The 15,131-nt window shown below is 51.6% G+C and carries 18 protein-coding genes and 1 tRNA gene; 15 read left to right on the top strand and 4 right to left on the bottom strand.

Annotated features, from left to right (window positions below):
• Nucleotide 1 precedes the first annotated feature (1 nt).
• The 15 genes from CVV30_11545 to CVV30_11475 all read left to right on the top strand — a co-directional run bounded on the left by CVV30_11545 (nucleotide 2) and on the right by CVV30_11475 (nucleotide 11,313).
• Entirely contained in the window at nucleotides 2-430 is a 429-nt protein-coding gene (locus CVV30_11545) for a 50S ribosomal protein L13 (GenBank protein ID PKL67974.1), read from the top strand.
• Between the two features lie 12 nt (nucleotides 431-442).
• Nucleotides 443-844: a 30S ribosomal protein S9 gene (locus CVV30_11540; GenBank protein PKL67973.1), complete on the top strand. Its 402-nt coding sequence runs from the start codon at nucleotides 443-445 to the stop codon at nucleotides 842-844.
• Between the two features lie 29 nt (nucleotides 845-873).
• Nucleotides 874-1,062, top strand: coding sequence for a DNA-directed RNA polymerase subunit N (locus CVV30_11535; GenBank protein ID PKL67972.1), 189 nt, complete (start codon nucleotides 874-876; stop codon nucleotides 1,060-1,062).
• A gap of 19 nt (nucleotides 1,063-1,081) precedes the next feature.
• Nucleotides 1,082-1,156, top strand: a tRNA-Pro gene (locus CVV30_11530).
• A 35-nt stretch (nucleotides 1,157-1,191) separates the two neighbouring features.
• Nucleotides 1,192-1,365, top strand: a complete 174-nt coding sequence (locus CVV30_11525) for a DNA-directed RNA polymerase subunit K (protein ID PKL67971.1) — start codon at nucleotides 1,192-1,194, stop codon at nucleotides 1,363-1,365.
• Between the two features lie 9 nt (nucleotides 1,366-1,374).
• Nucleotides 1,375-2,562, top strand: a complete 1,188-nt coding sequence (locus CVV30_11520; protein ID PKL67970.1) for a phosphopyruvate hydratase — start codon at nucleotides 1,375-1,377, stop codon at nucleotides 2,560-2,562.
• A complete protein-coding gene (locus CVV30_11515; GenBank protein ID PKL67969.1) occupies nucleotides 2,559-3,170 on the top strand; it encodes a 30S ribosomal protein S2 in 612 nt (203 codons plus the stop codon). The genes CVV30_11520 and CVV30_11515 overlap by 4 nt, the downstream gene beginning before the upstream one ends.
• A 63-nt stretch (nucleotides 3,171-3,233) precedes the next feature.
• Nucleotides 3,234-4,022 (top strand): AmmeMemoRadiSam system protein B, encoded by a 789-nt coding sequence (gene amrB, locus CVV30_11510; GenBank protein ID PKL67968.1) that lies wholly within the window; start codon nucleotides 3,234-3,236, stop codon nucleotides 4,020-4,022.
• Between the two features lies 1 nt (nucleotide 4,023).
• Nucleotides 4,024-4,893: a mevalonate kinase gene (gene mvk, locus CVV30_11505; protein ID PKL67967.1), complete on the top strand. Its 870-nt coding sequence runs from the start codon at nucleotides 4,024-4,026 to the stop codon at nucleotides 4,891-4,893.
• Nucleotides 4,886-5,647: a uridylate kinase gene (locus tag CVV30_11500; GenBank protein ID PKL67966.1), complete on the top strand. Its 762-nt coding sequence runs from the start codon at nucleotides 4,886-4,888 to the stop codon at nucleotides 5,645-5,647. Before mvk ends, CVV30_11500 begins: the two co-directional genes overlap by 8 nt.
• Complete coding sequence (locus CVV30_11495) at nucleotides 5,644-6,735, top strand: type 2 isopentenyl-diphosphate Delta-isomerase (protein PKL67965.1); 1,092 nt, start codon at nucleotides 5,644-5,646, stop codon at nucleotides 6,733-6,735. The genes CVV30_11500 and CVV30_11495 overlap by 4 nt, the downstream gene beginning before the upstream one ends.
• Nucleotides 6,736-6,809: 74 nt before the next feature.
• Complete coding sequence (locus CVV30_11490; GenBank protein ID PKL67964.1) at nucleotides 6,810-8,147, top strand: ribonuclease J; 1,338 nt, start codon at nucleotides 6,810-6,812, stop codon at nucleotides 8,145-8,147.
• A gap of 13 nt (nucleotides 8,148-8,160) precedes the next feature.
• Nucleotides 8,161-9,126 (top strand): phosphoesterase, encoded by a 966-nt coding sequence (locus CVV30_11485; GenBank protein ID PKL67963.1) that lies wholly within the window; start codon nucleotides 8,161-8,163, stop codon nucleotides 9,124-9,126.
• 2 nt (nucleotides 9,127-9,128) lie between these two features.
• Entirely contained in the window at nucleotides 9,129-10,820 is a 1,692-nt protein-coding gene (locus CVV30_11480; GenBank protein PKL67962.1) for a glutamate--tRNA ligase, read from the top strand.
• 298 nt (nucleotides 10,821-11,118) lie between these two features.
• The gene (locus tag CVV30_11475; protein PKL67961.1) at nucleotides 11,119-11,313 is read left to right on the top strand and encodes a hypothetical protein; all 195 of its coding nucleotides are present in this window, start codon (nucleotides 11,119-11,121) and stop codon (nucleotides 11,311-11,313) included.
• 282 nt (nucleotides 11,314-11,595) lie between these two features.
• Here the strand turns inward: CVV30_11475 and CVV30_11470 are convergent, their stop codons facing one another.
• The 4 genes from CVV30_11470 to CVV30_11455 form a co-directional block, all read right to left on the bottom strand.
• A complete protein-coding gene (locus tag CVV30_11470) occupies nucleotides 11,596-12,291 on the bottom strand; it encodes a hypothetical protein (protein PKL67960.1) in 696 nt (231 codons plus the stop codon).
• A gap of 218 nt (nucleotides 12,292-12,509) precedes the next feature.
• Nucleotides 12,510-12,995: a hypothetical protein gene (locus tag CVV30_11465; protein PKL67959.1), complete on the bottom strand. Its 486-nt coding sequence runs from the start codon at nucleotides 12,993-12,995 to the stop codon at nucleotides 12,510-12,512.
• 378 nt (nucleotides 12,996-13,373) lie between these two features.
• Nucleotides 13,374-14,561, bottom strand: a complete 1,188-nt coding sequence (locus CVV30_11460) for a hypothetical protein (GenBank protein ID PKL67958.1) — start codon at nucleotides 14,559-14,561, stop codon at nucleotides 13,374-13,376.
• An 80-nt stretch (nucleotides 14,562-14,641) separates the two neighbouring features.
• Nucleotides 14,642-14,866, bottom strand: coding sequence for a hypothetical protein (locus CVV30_11455; protein PKL67957.1), 225 nt, complete (start codon nucleotides 14,864-14,866; stop codon nucleotides 14,642-14,644).
• Between the last annotated feature and the right edge of the window lie 265 nt (nucleotides 14,867-15,131).

The raw sequence follows: 15,131 nt of genomic DNA, 5'->3' as shown, positions 1-15,131 counted from the left end.
AATGGTGACAGTAATCAACGGTGACGGACTGCTTCTCGGCCGCCTCGCAAGCCTTGTCGCACAGCGCGGGCTTGCCGGCGAAACGATCGCAATTGTCAACGTAGAAAAGGTAATCATCTCCGGCAGCCGTGCACGCGTGCTCGGCAACTACAAGCACAAGGTTGAGCGCGGCGCCAGCGGCAACCGCTGGGGACCGTTCGTCCCCCGCCGGCCGGACCACCTGATGAAGCGGACGATCCGCGGCATGCTCCCGTACAAACGCCCCCGTGGCGTCGAGGCCATGAAGCGCATCAAGTGCTACGTCGGTGTCCCGACCGAGTTTGTCGGAAAGGAATTAGAAGTGCTCGAAGACGCTCACATGAACCGTCTGAACAACCCGGCTTACATCACCCTCGGTGCTGTATGCACGTTCCTTGGAGCAAAGTTCTAGAGGCTGGTCCCCATGGTAAAGATCATTAACACAAGCGGAAAACGCAAGACTGCAATCGCTCGGGCGACCTTTAAGGCAGGCAAAGGCGTTATCCGGGTCAACTCAGTACCGCTCGAACAGTACGGCTCTGATGTTACCCGGATGAAGATCTCTGAGCCCCTCCTCCTGGTACCCAATGCGGTGCACGGTATCGATGTAACCATCGATGTCGCCGGTGGCGGTGTGATGGGACAGGCAGAAGCGGTCAGGACCGCTCTTGCCCGTGGCATCCTCCTGTGGCACAACGAACCCCAGATCAAGGATATCTATCTTACGTATGACAGGACGCTCCTTGTCAATGACTCCCGGCAGAAAGAAGCCAAGAAACCTCACGGTTCCGGAGCCAGGGCAAAGTTCCAAAAGTCTTATCGTTAAGATAACAGATATGATGAGAGGTTAAATTTATGATACCCGTACGATGTTTCACCTGTGGAAAACCAATTTCCACCGCGTGGGAAGAGTTCAGGCAGAGACGGGAGAACGGCGAGGATCCCAAACAGATCCTCACCGATCTTAATATTACCCGGTACTGCTGCAGGCGTATGCTCCTGACCCACAAAGTCGTCATTGACGAGCTCAACCCATACCAGTAACGATTGAATAGATGAACGAGGGGTCGTAGGGTAGCCTGGACCATCCTATTGCGTTCGGGACGCAGTGACCTGAGTTCGAATCTCAGCGACCCCATTATCAAAAAGAACACATCATTTTGAGGACAAAAAATGCAGACGCAGACATACTCCCGGTATGAACGGGCAAGGATCATTGGAGCAAGGGCTCTGCAGATATCAATGGGTGCTCCGTTACTTGTTACAACGACACGGATCGATCCGCTTGAGATCGCCATCGAGGAATTCAACAACCACACCATCCCCATTACCGTAAAAAGGAAGTAGAGGACTCTTATGACGACCATAGAGGTTATCGAACTGCGGACAATCCTGGACAGCCGGGGCAATGCGACCGTCGAGGCGGACGTATACACGGCGAACGGTTTTGGCAGGTCCGCAGCGCCCAGCGGTGCCAGCACCGGGGCGTTTGAAGCAAAAGTCAAACCGCCACGGGAGGCGATTGACTATGCCTACCAGAATGTTCTTCCCGCACTCATAGGCATGGATGCCTGTGACCAGGAAGGCTTCGACGAGCAGCTTCGCGATATCGACGGGACTGCCGATTTCTCGGAGATCGGGGCAAATATCGCCGTGGCACTCTCGCTTGCCAATGCAAAAGCAGCAGCATCAGCAAGTGATATGCCGCTCTTCCGCTATCTTGGCGGAGCATTTGTAAAGGAGATGCCTCTTCCCTTAGGCAACATTATCGGTGGCGGGGCACATGCGCCAAATGCCACCGAGATCCAGGAATTCCTTGTCGTGCCCGGAGGCGCAGCGGATGCAGAAGAGGCAGTCTTTGCCAATGCAGCCGTCCACCGGCATGTCAAGGAACTCTTAAAGAAGAACGGGAAATCCTGCGGCAAGGGTGATGAGGGTGCGTGGGCACCGCAGATTGACGATGTCCTCGCATTTGAGCTCATTGCCGAGGCGACCGGACTTGTCGCCGACGAGATGAATATCTCGGTTGATATGGGTATTGATGTGGCAGCAAGCCAGATGTGGACCGGTGACGGGTACAAGTACCGTAACAAGATCCGCACCACTGAAGAGCAGATCGCCTACATCGGCGAACTGGTGGACACCTATAACCTTGTCTATGTAGAAGATCCCCTCTTTGAGGAGGACTTCGACGCCTTTTCAGAACTCAACAGCCAGATCGGGGATCGCTGTCTCCTGTGCGGAGACGATATCTTCGTGACGCAGGTTGACCGCATTGCGCAGGGCATCGAGATGGATGCAGCAAACTGCGTACTCATAAAACCCAATCAGGTGGGAACCCTCACTGAAACCTATGACGCAGTGCGGCTTGCCCACACCCATGGCCTGGACACGGTGATGAGCCACCGGTCCGGTGAAACCACCGATACGACAATCGCCCACCTCGCAACCGCGTTCTCCTGCGTTTTCTTAAAATGCGGAGCCGTTGGCGGAGAACGCATTGCCAAACTTAACGAACTGATACGCATCGAGGAACAGCTATGACTACCGTAAATGAAATGGAAATTGAATTAAAAGAGCCACTCATCCCCGTCGAAGAGTACCTTGCAGCCGGTGTACACATCGGTACCCAGCAGAAGAGCGAAGACATGAAGAAGTTCATCTACCGCGTCCGCGGCGATGGACTGTATATCCTTGACATCCGCGAGACCGATGCCCGGATCAAGACAACTGCCAAGTTCTTAACCCAGTTCGAGGCACCCAATATCCTCGTTGTCACCTCCCGCCAGTACGGCCAGTACCCGGCAAAGAAGTTTGCCGATACTATCGGTGCAATGTCCGCCACCGGCCGGTTTATCCCCGGTCTCATGACCAACCCCGTCCTGTCCGAATACGTCGAGCCATCGGTCGTTGTTGTAACCGACCCGATCGGTGACGCACAGGTCATCAACGAGGCAGTCCAGTGCGGTATCCCCGTAGTTGCGCTCTGCGATACCAACAACATGACCAAGTATGTTGACTTAGTCATCCCGACCAACAACAAGGGTCGCAAAGCACTCTCTATGATCTACTTCCTGCTCACCCGCGAAATGCTCAGGCTCCGCGGTATCTCGACAGCACTCACCCCCGAGGACTTCGAAACTGAGTTCTGATCCGATCACTTTTTTTTAGTGATCGATCGTTACATATATGAGTACGACCAGAGGGTTGATCCGATGAAGATGCGTACATGCGCAGTAGCCGGCATGTTTTATCCGCAAGATCCTTCTCACCTGGAGCAACTGCTTGAGAAATTCTTCTCCGGCACCCGGGTGGAGGGAGCACCTCTGGGTATCGTATCGCCCCATGCAGGGTATATCTATTCAGGGCAGGTAGCGGCCCATGCATTCGGCGCTATCGAACCGGATTTCTCCGGCACTTTTGTGGTTATTGGTCCATCCCATCGCGGGTATATCAGCTCTGTTTCTGCCGTTCCCTGGGAAACACCGCTCGGTGTGGTTGATACTGACACCGGGTTTGTCGAGGCACTGGATATGGAGACCGATGAACTGTCTCACCGGGACGAGCATTCGCTGGAAGTGCAGATGCCGTTCATCAAGTACCGGTTCCCTCGTGCCCGAATCGCCCCGATCATGATGGGACAGCAGGATTATGCGAGCGCGATACGGATTGCAGAAAAGATCATATCTGCCGTCCGGCTGACCAAGCGGGATATACGGATCGTAGCCTCCAGCGACTTCTCGCATTATGTGCCTGAAGCAAAAGCGAAATCAGATGATCTATATGCGATCGACCCCTTAACTACTCTCGATACGGTGGAATTCTACCGGAGGATTGAGGAGCGTCGCGTAACTGCCTGCGGGTATGGCCCGATCACCGCGATGGTGACTGCCTGCAGCAGGTTAGGGGCGAAAGCGGCAAAGCTTATCCGGTATGCGACGAGCGGGGATGTCACCGGAGACACCCGTGAAGTCGTGGGATACGCAGCCATTGCGGTGATATAGGTTGGCAACGTGGAGTGCACCGGGCAAGGTTTTCTTGTTCGGTGAGCATGCAGTAGTCTATGGAAAGCCCGGCATAGCCATGGCCATAAAGCCCCGGGTCTTTGTTACCGTGAGAAATACCAAACGCCCGCAGCGTGCGAAATCCCCCTACATTGACGGGTGTTTCGAAGCTATGGGCGTGATGGGCAGCGTGTATATCAATTCCCAGATCCCGAGTTCGTCCGGCCTGGGATCGTCAGCTGCCGTCACGGTTGCCACCCTCTCTGCCATCAACGATGAGTTCTCCCTGCACAAGACCCGGGAAGATGTCGCTGATATGGCTTTTGAGATCGAAAAGACCGTGCAGAAAGGGAGGGCAAGCCCCACGGATACGACCGTCTCTGCCTACGGTGGCATAGTCCTTATCAGCGGCGGTTCCCGGCGACGCCTGCCCCCGCAGAACATCCACCTGGTGATCGGGGACTCGCTCGTCTCGCACAGCACTTCAAAGATGGTGGAACTGGTGAGCGATCTCAAGAAGAAGCACCCCAATATCGTGGACCCGGTGCTCGATGCGATCGAAGGCGTGAGCATGAGCGCGATCCATCACCTGAACAATCCCAAGGAACTGGGCAAATACATGAACATGAACCATGCCCTGCTCGAAGTGCTGGGGGTCGGCCACCCGCAGCTCGGAAAAATGGTGCTTGCGGCACGTTCGGCCGGGGCCTTCGGGGCAAAGATCACAGGGGCCGGGGGCGGGGGTTGCATGGTTGCGCTCTGCCCCAAGCCCATCAAACACCGGATTGCCAGTGCCATTGAAGCGTGTGACGCCCGGGCAATCATTACCGGTATCGATACGGAAGGCGCACGCAAGGAGAAAAATGTCTGATCGCCTCATCCTGAAACTGGGCGGAAGCGTAATCACCGATAAAAGCGCAGATTGTGCAATCAATCACGACCAGCTGGCATCCATTGCCGGCTCGATTGCCCGGGCACGCACGGATGGCATTGTGGTCATCCACGGCGCCGGGTCCTGCGGGCATCCCGAGGCAAAGCGGTACCACCTTGATGTTGGTGCCGTAAAAGGGCAGACCGAGGGGGTCTATGTGACCCACCGGGCGGTCAGCCGGCTCAACGAGGAGGTTGTTGCAACCCTCCGCGAACAGGGAGTTGCCGCGATTGGCGTCCACCCGCTGCACACCGCAATTGCGGACAACGGGCGGCTGGTCAGCTTCGAATGCAGGCACCTGGAAACAATGCTTGATCTCGGGATGGTCCCTGTGATCCACGGCGACGTGGTGATGGACCTTTCAAAAGGAGCCTGTATCGTTTCGGGCGATCAGCTCGTGCGGTATCTCGCGGTTGGTTTAGCAATCAGCCGCGTAGGGCTCGCCACCGACGTACCGGGAGTGCTGGATGGAGAGCGGGTTGTTCCGGAAATTAACCGGGACTCGATGCCAACTCTCCGCATCGGCAACTCGATGCATACCGATGTCACCGGTGGAATGAGAGGCAAGATCAATGAACTGCTCGAACTTGCAGATGCAGGTATCGGGTCAGATATCTTTCATGTCTCGCGGGTAGCCGACTTCCTTGCAGGAGTCGGTCACGGCGGGACAACAGTAAAGGGGATGAAAAAATGAGTGACAAGAAGCGGTTAACCTCCTCGCGCAAGCTCGACCACCTGCGCATCTGCGCAGAAGAAGCAGTCGAGAGCGGGGATGCCGGGTTTGCGGGCATCAGGTTTGTGCACAATGCACTGCCGGAATGTGACATGGGAGCTATCAGCCTCTCGACCCGGTTCCTGGGCCATGCGTTCTCATCCCCCCTGTTCATCTCGGCCATGACCGGGGGTCACCCGGGAACAAAAGACGTGAATGCCCGGCTTGCACGGGCTGCAGAACGTTACGGGACCGGCATGGGTGTCGGTTCCCAGCGGGCTGCGCTTGAAAATCCTACACTCGATGATACCTTCTCGGTTGTGCGGGATGAAGCGCCCCATGCATTCCTGGTTGCAAACCTCGGGGCAGTCCAGCTCCGCGATCACGGCATTGAATGGGCGGAGCGTGCCGTCTCGATGATCGAGGCGGATGCACTCGCCATTCACTTGAATTTCCTGCAGGAAGCAATCCAGCCCGAAGGCGATCATAATGCGATCGGCTGCTTTGCGGCAATCGAAGAACTCTGTCGCGAGTTCAAGACACCGGTTATGATAAAAGAGACCGGCTGCGGTATCTCTGCGGCAATCGCCCGGCAGTGCTGGGGCGCAGGTGCCAGTGCGATCGATATCGGCGGCTGGGGCGGGACGTCCTGGGCTGCCGTCGAGAGCGTACGGGCAGAGGAGAGTAAAAACGCAAAAGATCATGCCCTCAAGTCATTAGGCCAGGACTTTGCCAGCTGGGGCATTCCCACGGTAGTCAGTCTTGCAGAAGTGCTTGCCACCGGCAGCCCGGTGATAGCATCGGGCGGAATACGGAGCGGCATCGATATGGCAAAGGCACTCGCCCTCGGGGCGGATCTCTGCGGCATGGCACTGCCCCTGCTCAAACCCGCGATGGAAAGCGATGAGGCACTCAGTAACACAATCGACAGGATACACCAGCAGCTCAAGGTCACGATGTTTTTGACCGGCTCAGCACAGGTATCCGATCTTAAGAAATCCCCCATGTATCTTACCGGTACGACACGCCAGATGATTGATAAGGACAATCCGGCGCGTATCAAGCGATAACAAATCAGGGTAAATGTCCATACCGGGCAATTATTCAGGCAGAATAACCTACAGAAAACTAAGGAGATAAAAAAATGGATATAGAAATTATAGCAGTGGGCGGATACGACGAGGTCGGGCGGAATATGACCGCTGTCCGCTGCGGAAAGGAAATTGTCATCTTTGACATGGGCCTCCGGCTGGACCAGATAGTGGTCCACGAGGACGCTGATATAGAGAATATGCATTCCCTTGATTTGATCAAGATCAAGGCAATACCGGATGATACCCTGATGAACGGGATCGAAGGGTCGGTCAAGGCGATCGTCTGCTCGCACGGACACCTCGACCATATCGGTGCGATCCCGAAACTGGCGCACCGGTACAATGCTCCCATTATCGCAACCCCGTATACCACAGAACTCATCCGGCAGCAGATCTCCGGTGAGCAGAAGTTCGGCGTGAACAACAAGCTCTTTGCCCTCAAGGCCGGCCAGCGCTACACGCTCTCTCCGAACCTGGTGCTCGAGTTCGTCCGCACGCAGCACTCGATCATCGATACAGTCACCCCGGTGCTTCACACCCCCCACGGTGCGATCGTCTATGCCTGCGATTTCAAGCTTGACCGGACGCCGGTCATTGGTGAACCGCCGGACTTTGCCCGCTTCCGCCAGATAGGCAAGGAAGGCGTGCTCGCCCTGATCGTGGAGAGCACCAATATCGACCGCCCGGGCCGGTGCCCGAGCGAGCGTATTGCCCGGGACCTGGTACGAAACGTCATCACCAGTTACGAGGATGACAAGAGTGCGATCATCGTCTCTACCTTCTCATCCCACATTGCCCGTATCAAAACCATAGCGGAATGTGCCCACGAGATTGGCAGGAAGCCGGTGCTGCTCGGCAGGTCCATGGAAAAGTACTCGGTTACCGCAGAACAGATGAAACTCTGCTCGTTTCCCGAGACTACCAGTGTGTTTGGGAACCGGCGAACCGTTGACCGCACCCTGCGCCGGATGATGAAGATGGGAAAGGAACAGTTCCTCCCCATTGTTACCGGACACCAGGGTGAGCCGGGCTCCATTCTCACCCGCCTTGCAACCGGGGACACCCCCTACCAGCTGTCAAAGGGTGACAAGGTCGTCTTCTCGGCAAACGTGATCCCGAACCCCATGAACTTCGGTCAGCGGTATATGGTCGAGCAGCACCTCCGGCACGCCGGTGCACGCATCTTTGAAGATCTGCACGTGAGCGGTCACGCCTACCGCGAGGATCACTATGAATTCATCCAGCTGCTCCAGCCGCAGCACATCATCCCTGCCCACGGGAACCTGAAGATGACCGCAGGGTATACGGATTTTGCCACGGAAATGGGATACATCCCCCAGTCTACCGTCCACATGCTGAAGAACGGGCAGCGGATCAGGCTCAATTAAAAGAGGATCTAAAATGTCGGAACTTTCCCCATACCTGGAATCGGTCGCAACAGAGATTGACCGCATGATCGACCGGTATTTTGTTGATACGGTCGGTGAACTGAACAAGGCATCAGCCCATCTTCTTGCAGCCGGCGGCAAACGGCTCCGCCCTGCAGTCGTTATGCTTGCGGCAGATTCCGTGAGGCACGGGAGCTCCGATGAGATCATGCACGCGGCTCTTGCACTGGAGATCACGCACACGTTCACGCTCATCCACGACGATATCATGGATGACGACAACCTGCGCAGAGGGGTCCAGACCGTTCACACGAAATGGGACATGCCGACCGGCATTCTTGCCGGCGATGTGCTCTATGCCCGGGCGTTCGAGTATATCTGCATGGCAAAAGCCACCGATGCGGCAAAAGTCCGTTCGGTTACCATGCTCGCCCGCGCCTGCGCCGATATCTGTGCGGGACAGCACATGGACATGTCGTTTGAGCACCGCAATGACGTGAGCGAATACGAGTACATCGAGATGGTCAGGAAAAAGACCGGCGTGCTCTACGCGGCTGCAGCCGGTATCGGCGGCGTTCTTGCCGGGGGCAATGCCCCGCAGGTAAAGGCCCTCTACAATTTCGGCCTGAACACCGGTATTGCATTCCAGATACAGGATGATTTGATTGACCTGCTCACTCCCGCCGAGAAGAGCGGCAAAGACCAGGCTTCCGACCTGCGGGAAGGCAAGCAGACAATCATCATGATCAAGGCCCGGGAGAAAGGCATCGATCTCCAGAAATACCGGCGCGAACTTTCGAAAGCCGATATCGATGCCGCGATAAAAGAGCTCACCGATGCCGGGGTAATTGACGAGGTCAAAAAAGTGGCAGCGGATCTGGTGGCTTCGAGCAACAAACACCTCTCCCTGCTTCCCGACTCAAAAGAACGCCAGCTCTTAATGGACATCGGCGAATATTTTGTAACCCGGAGTTACTAAGAATGGCCGGGGAAGATCCAAAAGAGCTCCTCTTTTTATGTGCACTCCAGAATGCCGTGAAGCACGGCGGTGTTCCCCAGGCGGGAGCTGTCATCGGTATGGTGATGGGTGCACACCCGGAGCTCAGAAGCCGGGCCAAGGAAGTTTCTGGGTTTGCCAAGGAAGCGATCGCTGACGTTGCGGCACTCTCTCCGGAAGACCGGGTGACGACCCTGCAAACCCGTGCACCGGAAATGTTTGCAGCACTCTCCGAGAAGCACGAGCACAAGAAGGTGCTGCCGGATCTCGAAGGAGCCGAGAACGGCGTAGTGATGCGGTTTGCCCCCAATCCCTCCGGTCCCCTTCATATCGGGCATGCCCGGGCAGCAGCGCTCAATGACGCGTACGTAAAACAGTACGGCGGGCGCTATATCCTGCGTATCGAGGACACCGATCCCAAGCGGGTCGATCCCGAAGCCTACGATATGGTAGTCGAGGACCTCAAATGGCTGGGTCTCGGGATCACGGACACCGTGACGCAGAGCGATCGCCTCCACCTGTACTATGCGCTCTGCACGCAGCTGATCGAGCGGAACGGCGCCTATGTCTGCACCTGCGACAACGAGGTCTTCAAGGAGCTCAAGAACAAGAAGATCGCCTGCCCGTGCCGCGACCAGTCGGTCGAGACGAACCTTGTGCTCTGGGACAAGATGCTTACCCACGGGTTCAAGGAAGGCGAGGCATCGGTCCGGATCAAGACCGACCTGCTTCACCCCGACCCGGCCATGCGGGACTTCCCGGCATTACGGATCCTGGACGCCCCCGCCCACCCGAAGGTCATCGCCCACGTGTACCCGCTGATGAACTTCTCGGTGGTAGCCGATGACCACCTGCTCGGGGTTACGCATGTCATCCGGGGCAAGGACCATATCGCCAACACCCGGCGCCAGCGCTATATTTACGATCACTTTGGCTGGAAGGTGCCGGTATACCGGCACTATGGCCGGATGGGTATCGAGGGCGTGGTGCTCTCGACCTCCCAGATGCGGCTTGGCATCAATGACGGCACGTACACCGGCTGGGACGATATCCGGCTCGGCACGATGAGAGCACTTGCCCGCCGGGGAATCAGTCCCGAAGCGGTCAAGGCCGCGATGCTGGCGATCGGTATCGGGGACACGGACATCTCGTTCTCGTGGGACAACCTCTTTGCCGAGAACAAGAAGATCGTGGACCCGGTGGCAAACCGGTACTTCTTTGTCCCTGATCCGGTGACGGCAACGATTGAGGGGGCACAACCCCATACGGCACACGCGATGCTCCACCCGAGCGATGCGTCACGCGGCACCCGGACGCTGGAGTTTACCGGAACGGTGCTTCTTCCGAAGAGTGAGGTCTCACCAGAGGTTACAATGCTGCGTCTCAAGGATCTCTTCAATGTGAAGATTTCGTGGGATAACGGGACGCCTTCGTTTACCTATGCGGGGGATTCGCTTGCGGATGCCCGGTCGGCGAAGGCCCATATCGTGCAGTGGCTTCCGGCGCAGGCAACGGTTGCTTGTACTCTCCTTACTCCGGATGGGGAGATGGTTGGGGCTTGTGAGCCGGCTGTACGCTCGGAGCTGGGGAAGGTTATCCAGTTCGAGCGGGTCGGGTTTGTGAAGATCGATGCGTTCAGTGATGCGGGCGTTGTGGCGTATTTTACGCACAAGTGAACCGGGTTAACTGGGTCGCGGACTCTTTTTTTTAAAGAACTCCATTGATGGAGAATTTCGTGTGAATCGCACATTAACTTCTTTTTAGGTAAACAAACTCCAAATCTAAACCAAAGATAAAAATGGAATAATCGGGGCGAATAAAAATCAAGTCCTGTTTTGATATAAGGAAGGAAAATTAATAACGGCAATTTTAACATCCAATAATATGATGACATTTCTTATGTCAGAAAATCCTGATACCTTTAAACCCGAATTTGGAAAATTTTTTCTTGGGATATTAGTTACGCTTGTATGAATGGTTGTCCTGTTTTTTTATCCGATTAATTTTGGTAATGCTGTAGGTAGCGTGATATTAGCGCTATCAATGGGGTTATATTTCCTCGGTATTAATCTCATGTTAAGTAGTAAACTCAAAAAGGATCCGCAATTACAAGAACTCTCTGATAAAATTGAAGCCCTTTCTCAGACACTTAAAGGACGGGAGATATAACCAGAAATGACACTTGGGGAGATATTAATTGCGGAAATTGATACATTATCCAATTCGTATTTGAATAACACGATTGAATGTATCAAATGGACAACAACATTTTCACTTGCCGCATTGGTAATGACATAAAAGGAACATCGGGAGATGTTCGTCTTTGGTTAGTCGTATCAGTATTACTTCTTGCAATATCGTTTCTTGCATTTATTTCTGTGTTTTTCTTTGTATTTCTCCTGTGTGATGGGTGGAACAACCTATAAAAAGGAGTATACTATCTTTTCCGATCTAACACTTATTACCCCATCCAGTAGCATAACCCCCACATGGATCGAGATTAACCTTTGGATTATTTTGAGAGGCCGTGATGGCACTACTTAACTTCGTTATTGGTATGCCATTAAAATCTACGTCCATTGTGGTTTTATAGGATTTTTGATGAAAATCATTCGGATCCAAACTCCTAAACTCTAAAGTAAGAGTTGCACCTTTCTTAAGTTCTATGTAACCTTTTTGTGAGATCGATATGAACCATTCATTAGCCGACATAGATTCTCCGGGATATATTGTTCCATAAAACGTACCTATACTATTTCCTTGTTGACTCCCAGCCCAATCCGTTATCTTACCATATGAATTTAGGTTCACAATTTTATTTCCTGTATTTTTTACTGTCGTAAATACTGTAATTTTGTACATATTACCGTAATCTTCTTCAACGGTTATTTTATCCAATTGAGCATTGAATGAATTTTTATTATCACTAAAACTCATTCCATTCGAATTTGAATTTTGGAGTGACGTCTGTGTCTGGGTAGGGGTTACAAGCACCGTAACGTAAATGATTTGAGGGGTTGCTGTCCCAACTGCGTTTTGACTCCCATTAACACAACCTGTAGTTGTCAGAACTGCAATAAGTAAAATGACAAAAAGGAGATATTTCATATCCTCCCCTTTCAATTGAGTGACAATATATTTTTGCAATTGATAATTTCTTATTCAGGTTTAACGCATATCCTGCAATGACGGCAGACCCTGCCATTGCGTTTCTATTGGCTTGGATATGCCCGGATTCAGTACTTCTCTAGTTTTTATTAGTTGATTGGAGTGTGATGTTGGTTAATGACTATTCAATATACACAGAGGAAATTTTAGAGAAGTACTGGGATTGTGGACAGATACAGAAAGACAAATGAATTTGACTATCCAGTGATCGTCTTTACATATTCATTATTTTGATATAAGTCCCATTTTGCATCATATGGTCGTTTTTCCGAAACACAAAGGAAAACACCAAATTGATAATGATCTTTCCCATTTTTATTTGTTAATTCTTTTAATTTACGCCGATCGTTATCATCATCATTGTAATTTTTTTTAATTTCAATAACGAGAAGATTGTTCCTTTTTGAAGGATTGTCTTCGTCATGCCGTTCATGTATGATGATATCAGGCCTCATGTTAGCTCCATTTAAATCAGTTTTTGATTCCATTCCTCTTCGATTGTATTCACAATCCACATGCCATTCTGAAAAATACATTTTAAGATAACAAGCTATTTGATGAGTAATTGCAATTTCATGTGCGTCAGTTTTTAAGAGTTGGAAATCATTTTTCCGAAAAGTATCAAGGGCATGTCTTATTTTTCCGTCAATCTCATCGTATTGAACTAATTCAGCATCGATCATGGTTGCGGGAGTTTCTGTAATGGATATAGAAATCTGTTTGTATATCAAAAAAGAAGTCCATGCGCATGGATGTGCCCGGGCTGAGGAATAATGCAGAAGGATTAAGTTGCCTGATTGATTATTTTCAGTCCTATGGTTGAGGCACCAACAATCCCTTCTGTTTCCACTACACCAATGCTCACTTCTAATAATATCCTGAATTTTTGGGGAATTATTATTATTATACTGTTTTTAGGAATTGTCATAGGGGGAATATGGTGGTTCATTTTTCGTAAATCGAAATAAGCTATTTTTTCATCAACTCTTAATATAATCCGTAATCGATGTGTAATTTACCATGCGAATTTTTTATTGTGACTATTATGAGATTATTTTGCATTATTGTCTCAGCTGATTGATAATCAGCTTTACTTTTTCAACACGTGAAGCATCTTGTGGCAAAGCAAGTTCAATAAACATCTCGTAGCTTCCAATTGCCTCCTGAATTTTTCCAAGTTCCTCAAGAGCAATTCCTTTGTTGTTCCATACCTCGGGATGATTTGGGTTGATGGCAATCGCCTTATCGTACGCTTCAACCGCTTCTTCATGTTGTCCAAGTCCACTTAATGCGACCCCTCGGTTGTACCATGATTTGGGGTGCTTTGGGTTGATTGCAATTGCCTTATCAAAAGAAGCGATGGCTTCTGCATACCGTTCGAGTCTACTTAGCGCGTTACCGCGTGCAACCCACACTACATCAAAATCTGGGTTGATGTTAAGTACCTTATCAAAGGAGTTGACTGCTTCAGAATGCTGACCGGTATTAACTAGCACGACTCCGCGGTTGTACCACATTTCGGTGTCATTTGGGTTGATGGCAACTGCCTTGTCATATGACTTAATCGCGTCTGCATGCCGTCCGATCTTATGGAGTACGAATCCACGAAGGTTCCAGGCATCGGCGATATTAGGGTTGATCGCAACCGCCTTATCCCACGAGTCAACTGCTTCAGCGTATCGTCCGAGATCATCTAGTGCACATCCGCGGTTATACCACGCATCGGCATGATTTGGGTTAATACTAATCGCCTTGTTAAAAGAGGCGACCGCTTCAGAATGCTGACCGATATTATCAAGCACGATCCCGCGGTTGAACCAGGCTTTAGCCGAATCTGGTTTAATGGCGATCGCTTTGTCAAAAGAGGTAACCGCTTCTGAATGTCGACCGAATTTATTTAGTACTACTCCGCGATTGAACCACGCTTTAGCGATATTTGGGTTGATGACGATTACCTTATCATAAGATGCCAATGCTTCTGTGTGCCGATCGAATTTACTTAATGCGAGTCCGCGGTTGTACCATGCTTCAGCATAATCTGGTTTAATGGCAATTGCTTTGTCAAAAGAGTTGAGAGCGTCTTCATGCTGATTAAGTCTACCCAGAACGGTTCCGCGGTTGTTCCAAGCCTCGGCATGATTTGGGTTGACGGTGATCGCTTTGTCATACGATGCTAATTCATCTGAATGTCGACCGAGTTTGGCAAAATCAATGCCTTCATTGTAATATTGTTCTGCCGGGTCTTCCATGAATTATAATCCACCAATCAGATAATCACTGTTGTGATTTGCAATAATATGATGCATATCCGCCCTTTTCGCTCCTAATGTCAGCACTCGCCCCCTTTCGTGAAATCCCCACCGCCCCATATCAATTGCGAAAACAGGTTTGCGGGATTGCATGACGTAAGGGAAATCATTGACCGAAATACAAAGATGGGGGCTGATGCCCCCATACCCCCGGATGCGATGAACGCCGCCGCCCCCGATGGGACGCCCCCGCGGCGGTTCAGGGACTGTTTTCCCATTTCTTGCGCAAATCCCATATGCTCCATAAACCATTTTCAGCAGACTTTGGCTGAAATTTTTTCATCAGACCCTGCTTGAATAGTTTACATCGCGATCACGATCGCGTTTGAAAAGTTGATCCGGATCAACCGGACCTTACCTGAAATTTTTCGATCAGACTTCGATTATATTTTTTTAAGCGAACCTTGATTGAAAAATAATGCTCTGTAGAAAACCTCAATCCAGACAAATAATATGAACCGGTCAATGTTAGCGAGAATGATCTTACAAGAGATTTCCTTCTTCTGAATC

This window comes from Methanomicrobiales archaeon HGW-Methanomicrobiales-1, from assembly GCA_002839675.1.
Classification (GTDB): Archaea; Halobacteriota; Methanomicrobia; order Methanomicrobiales; family Methanospirillaceae; genus Methanoregula.
Note: the sequence above shows the minus strand (reverse complement) of the source record. Positions and strands in the feature narration are given on the sequence as shown.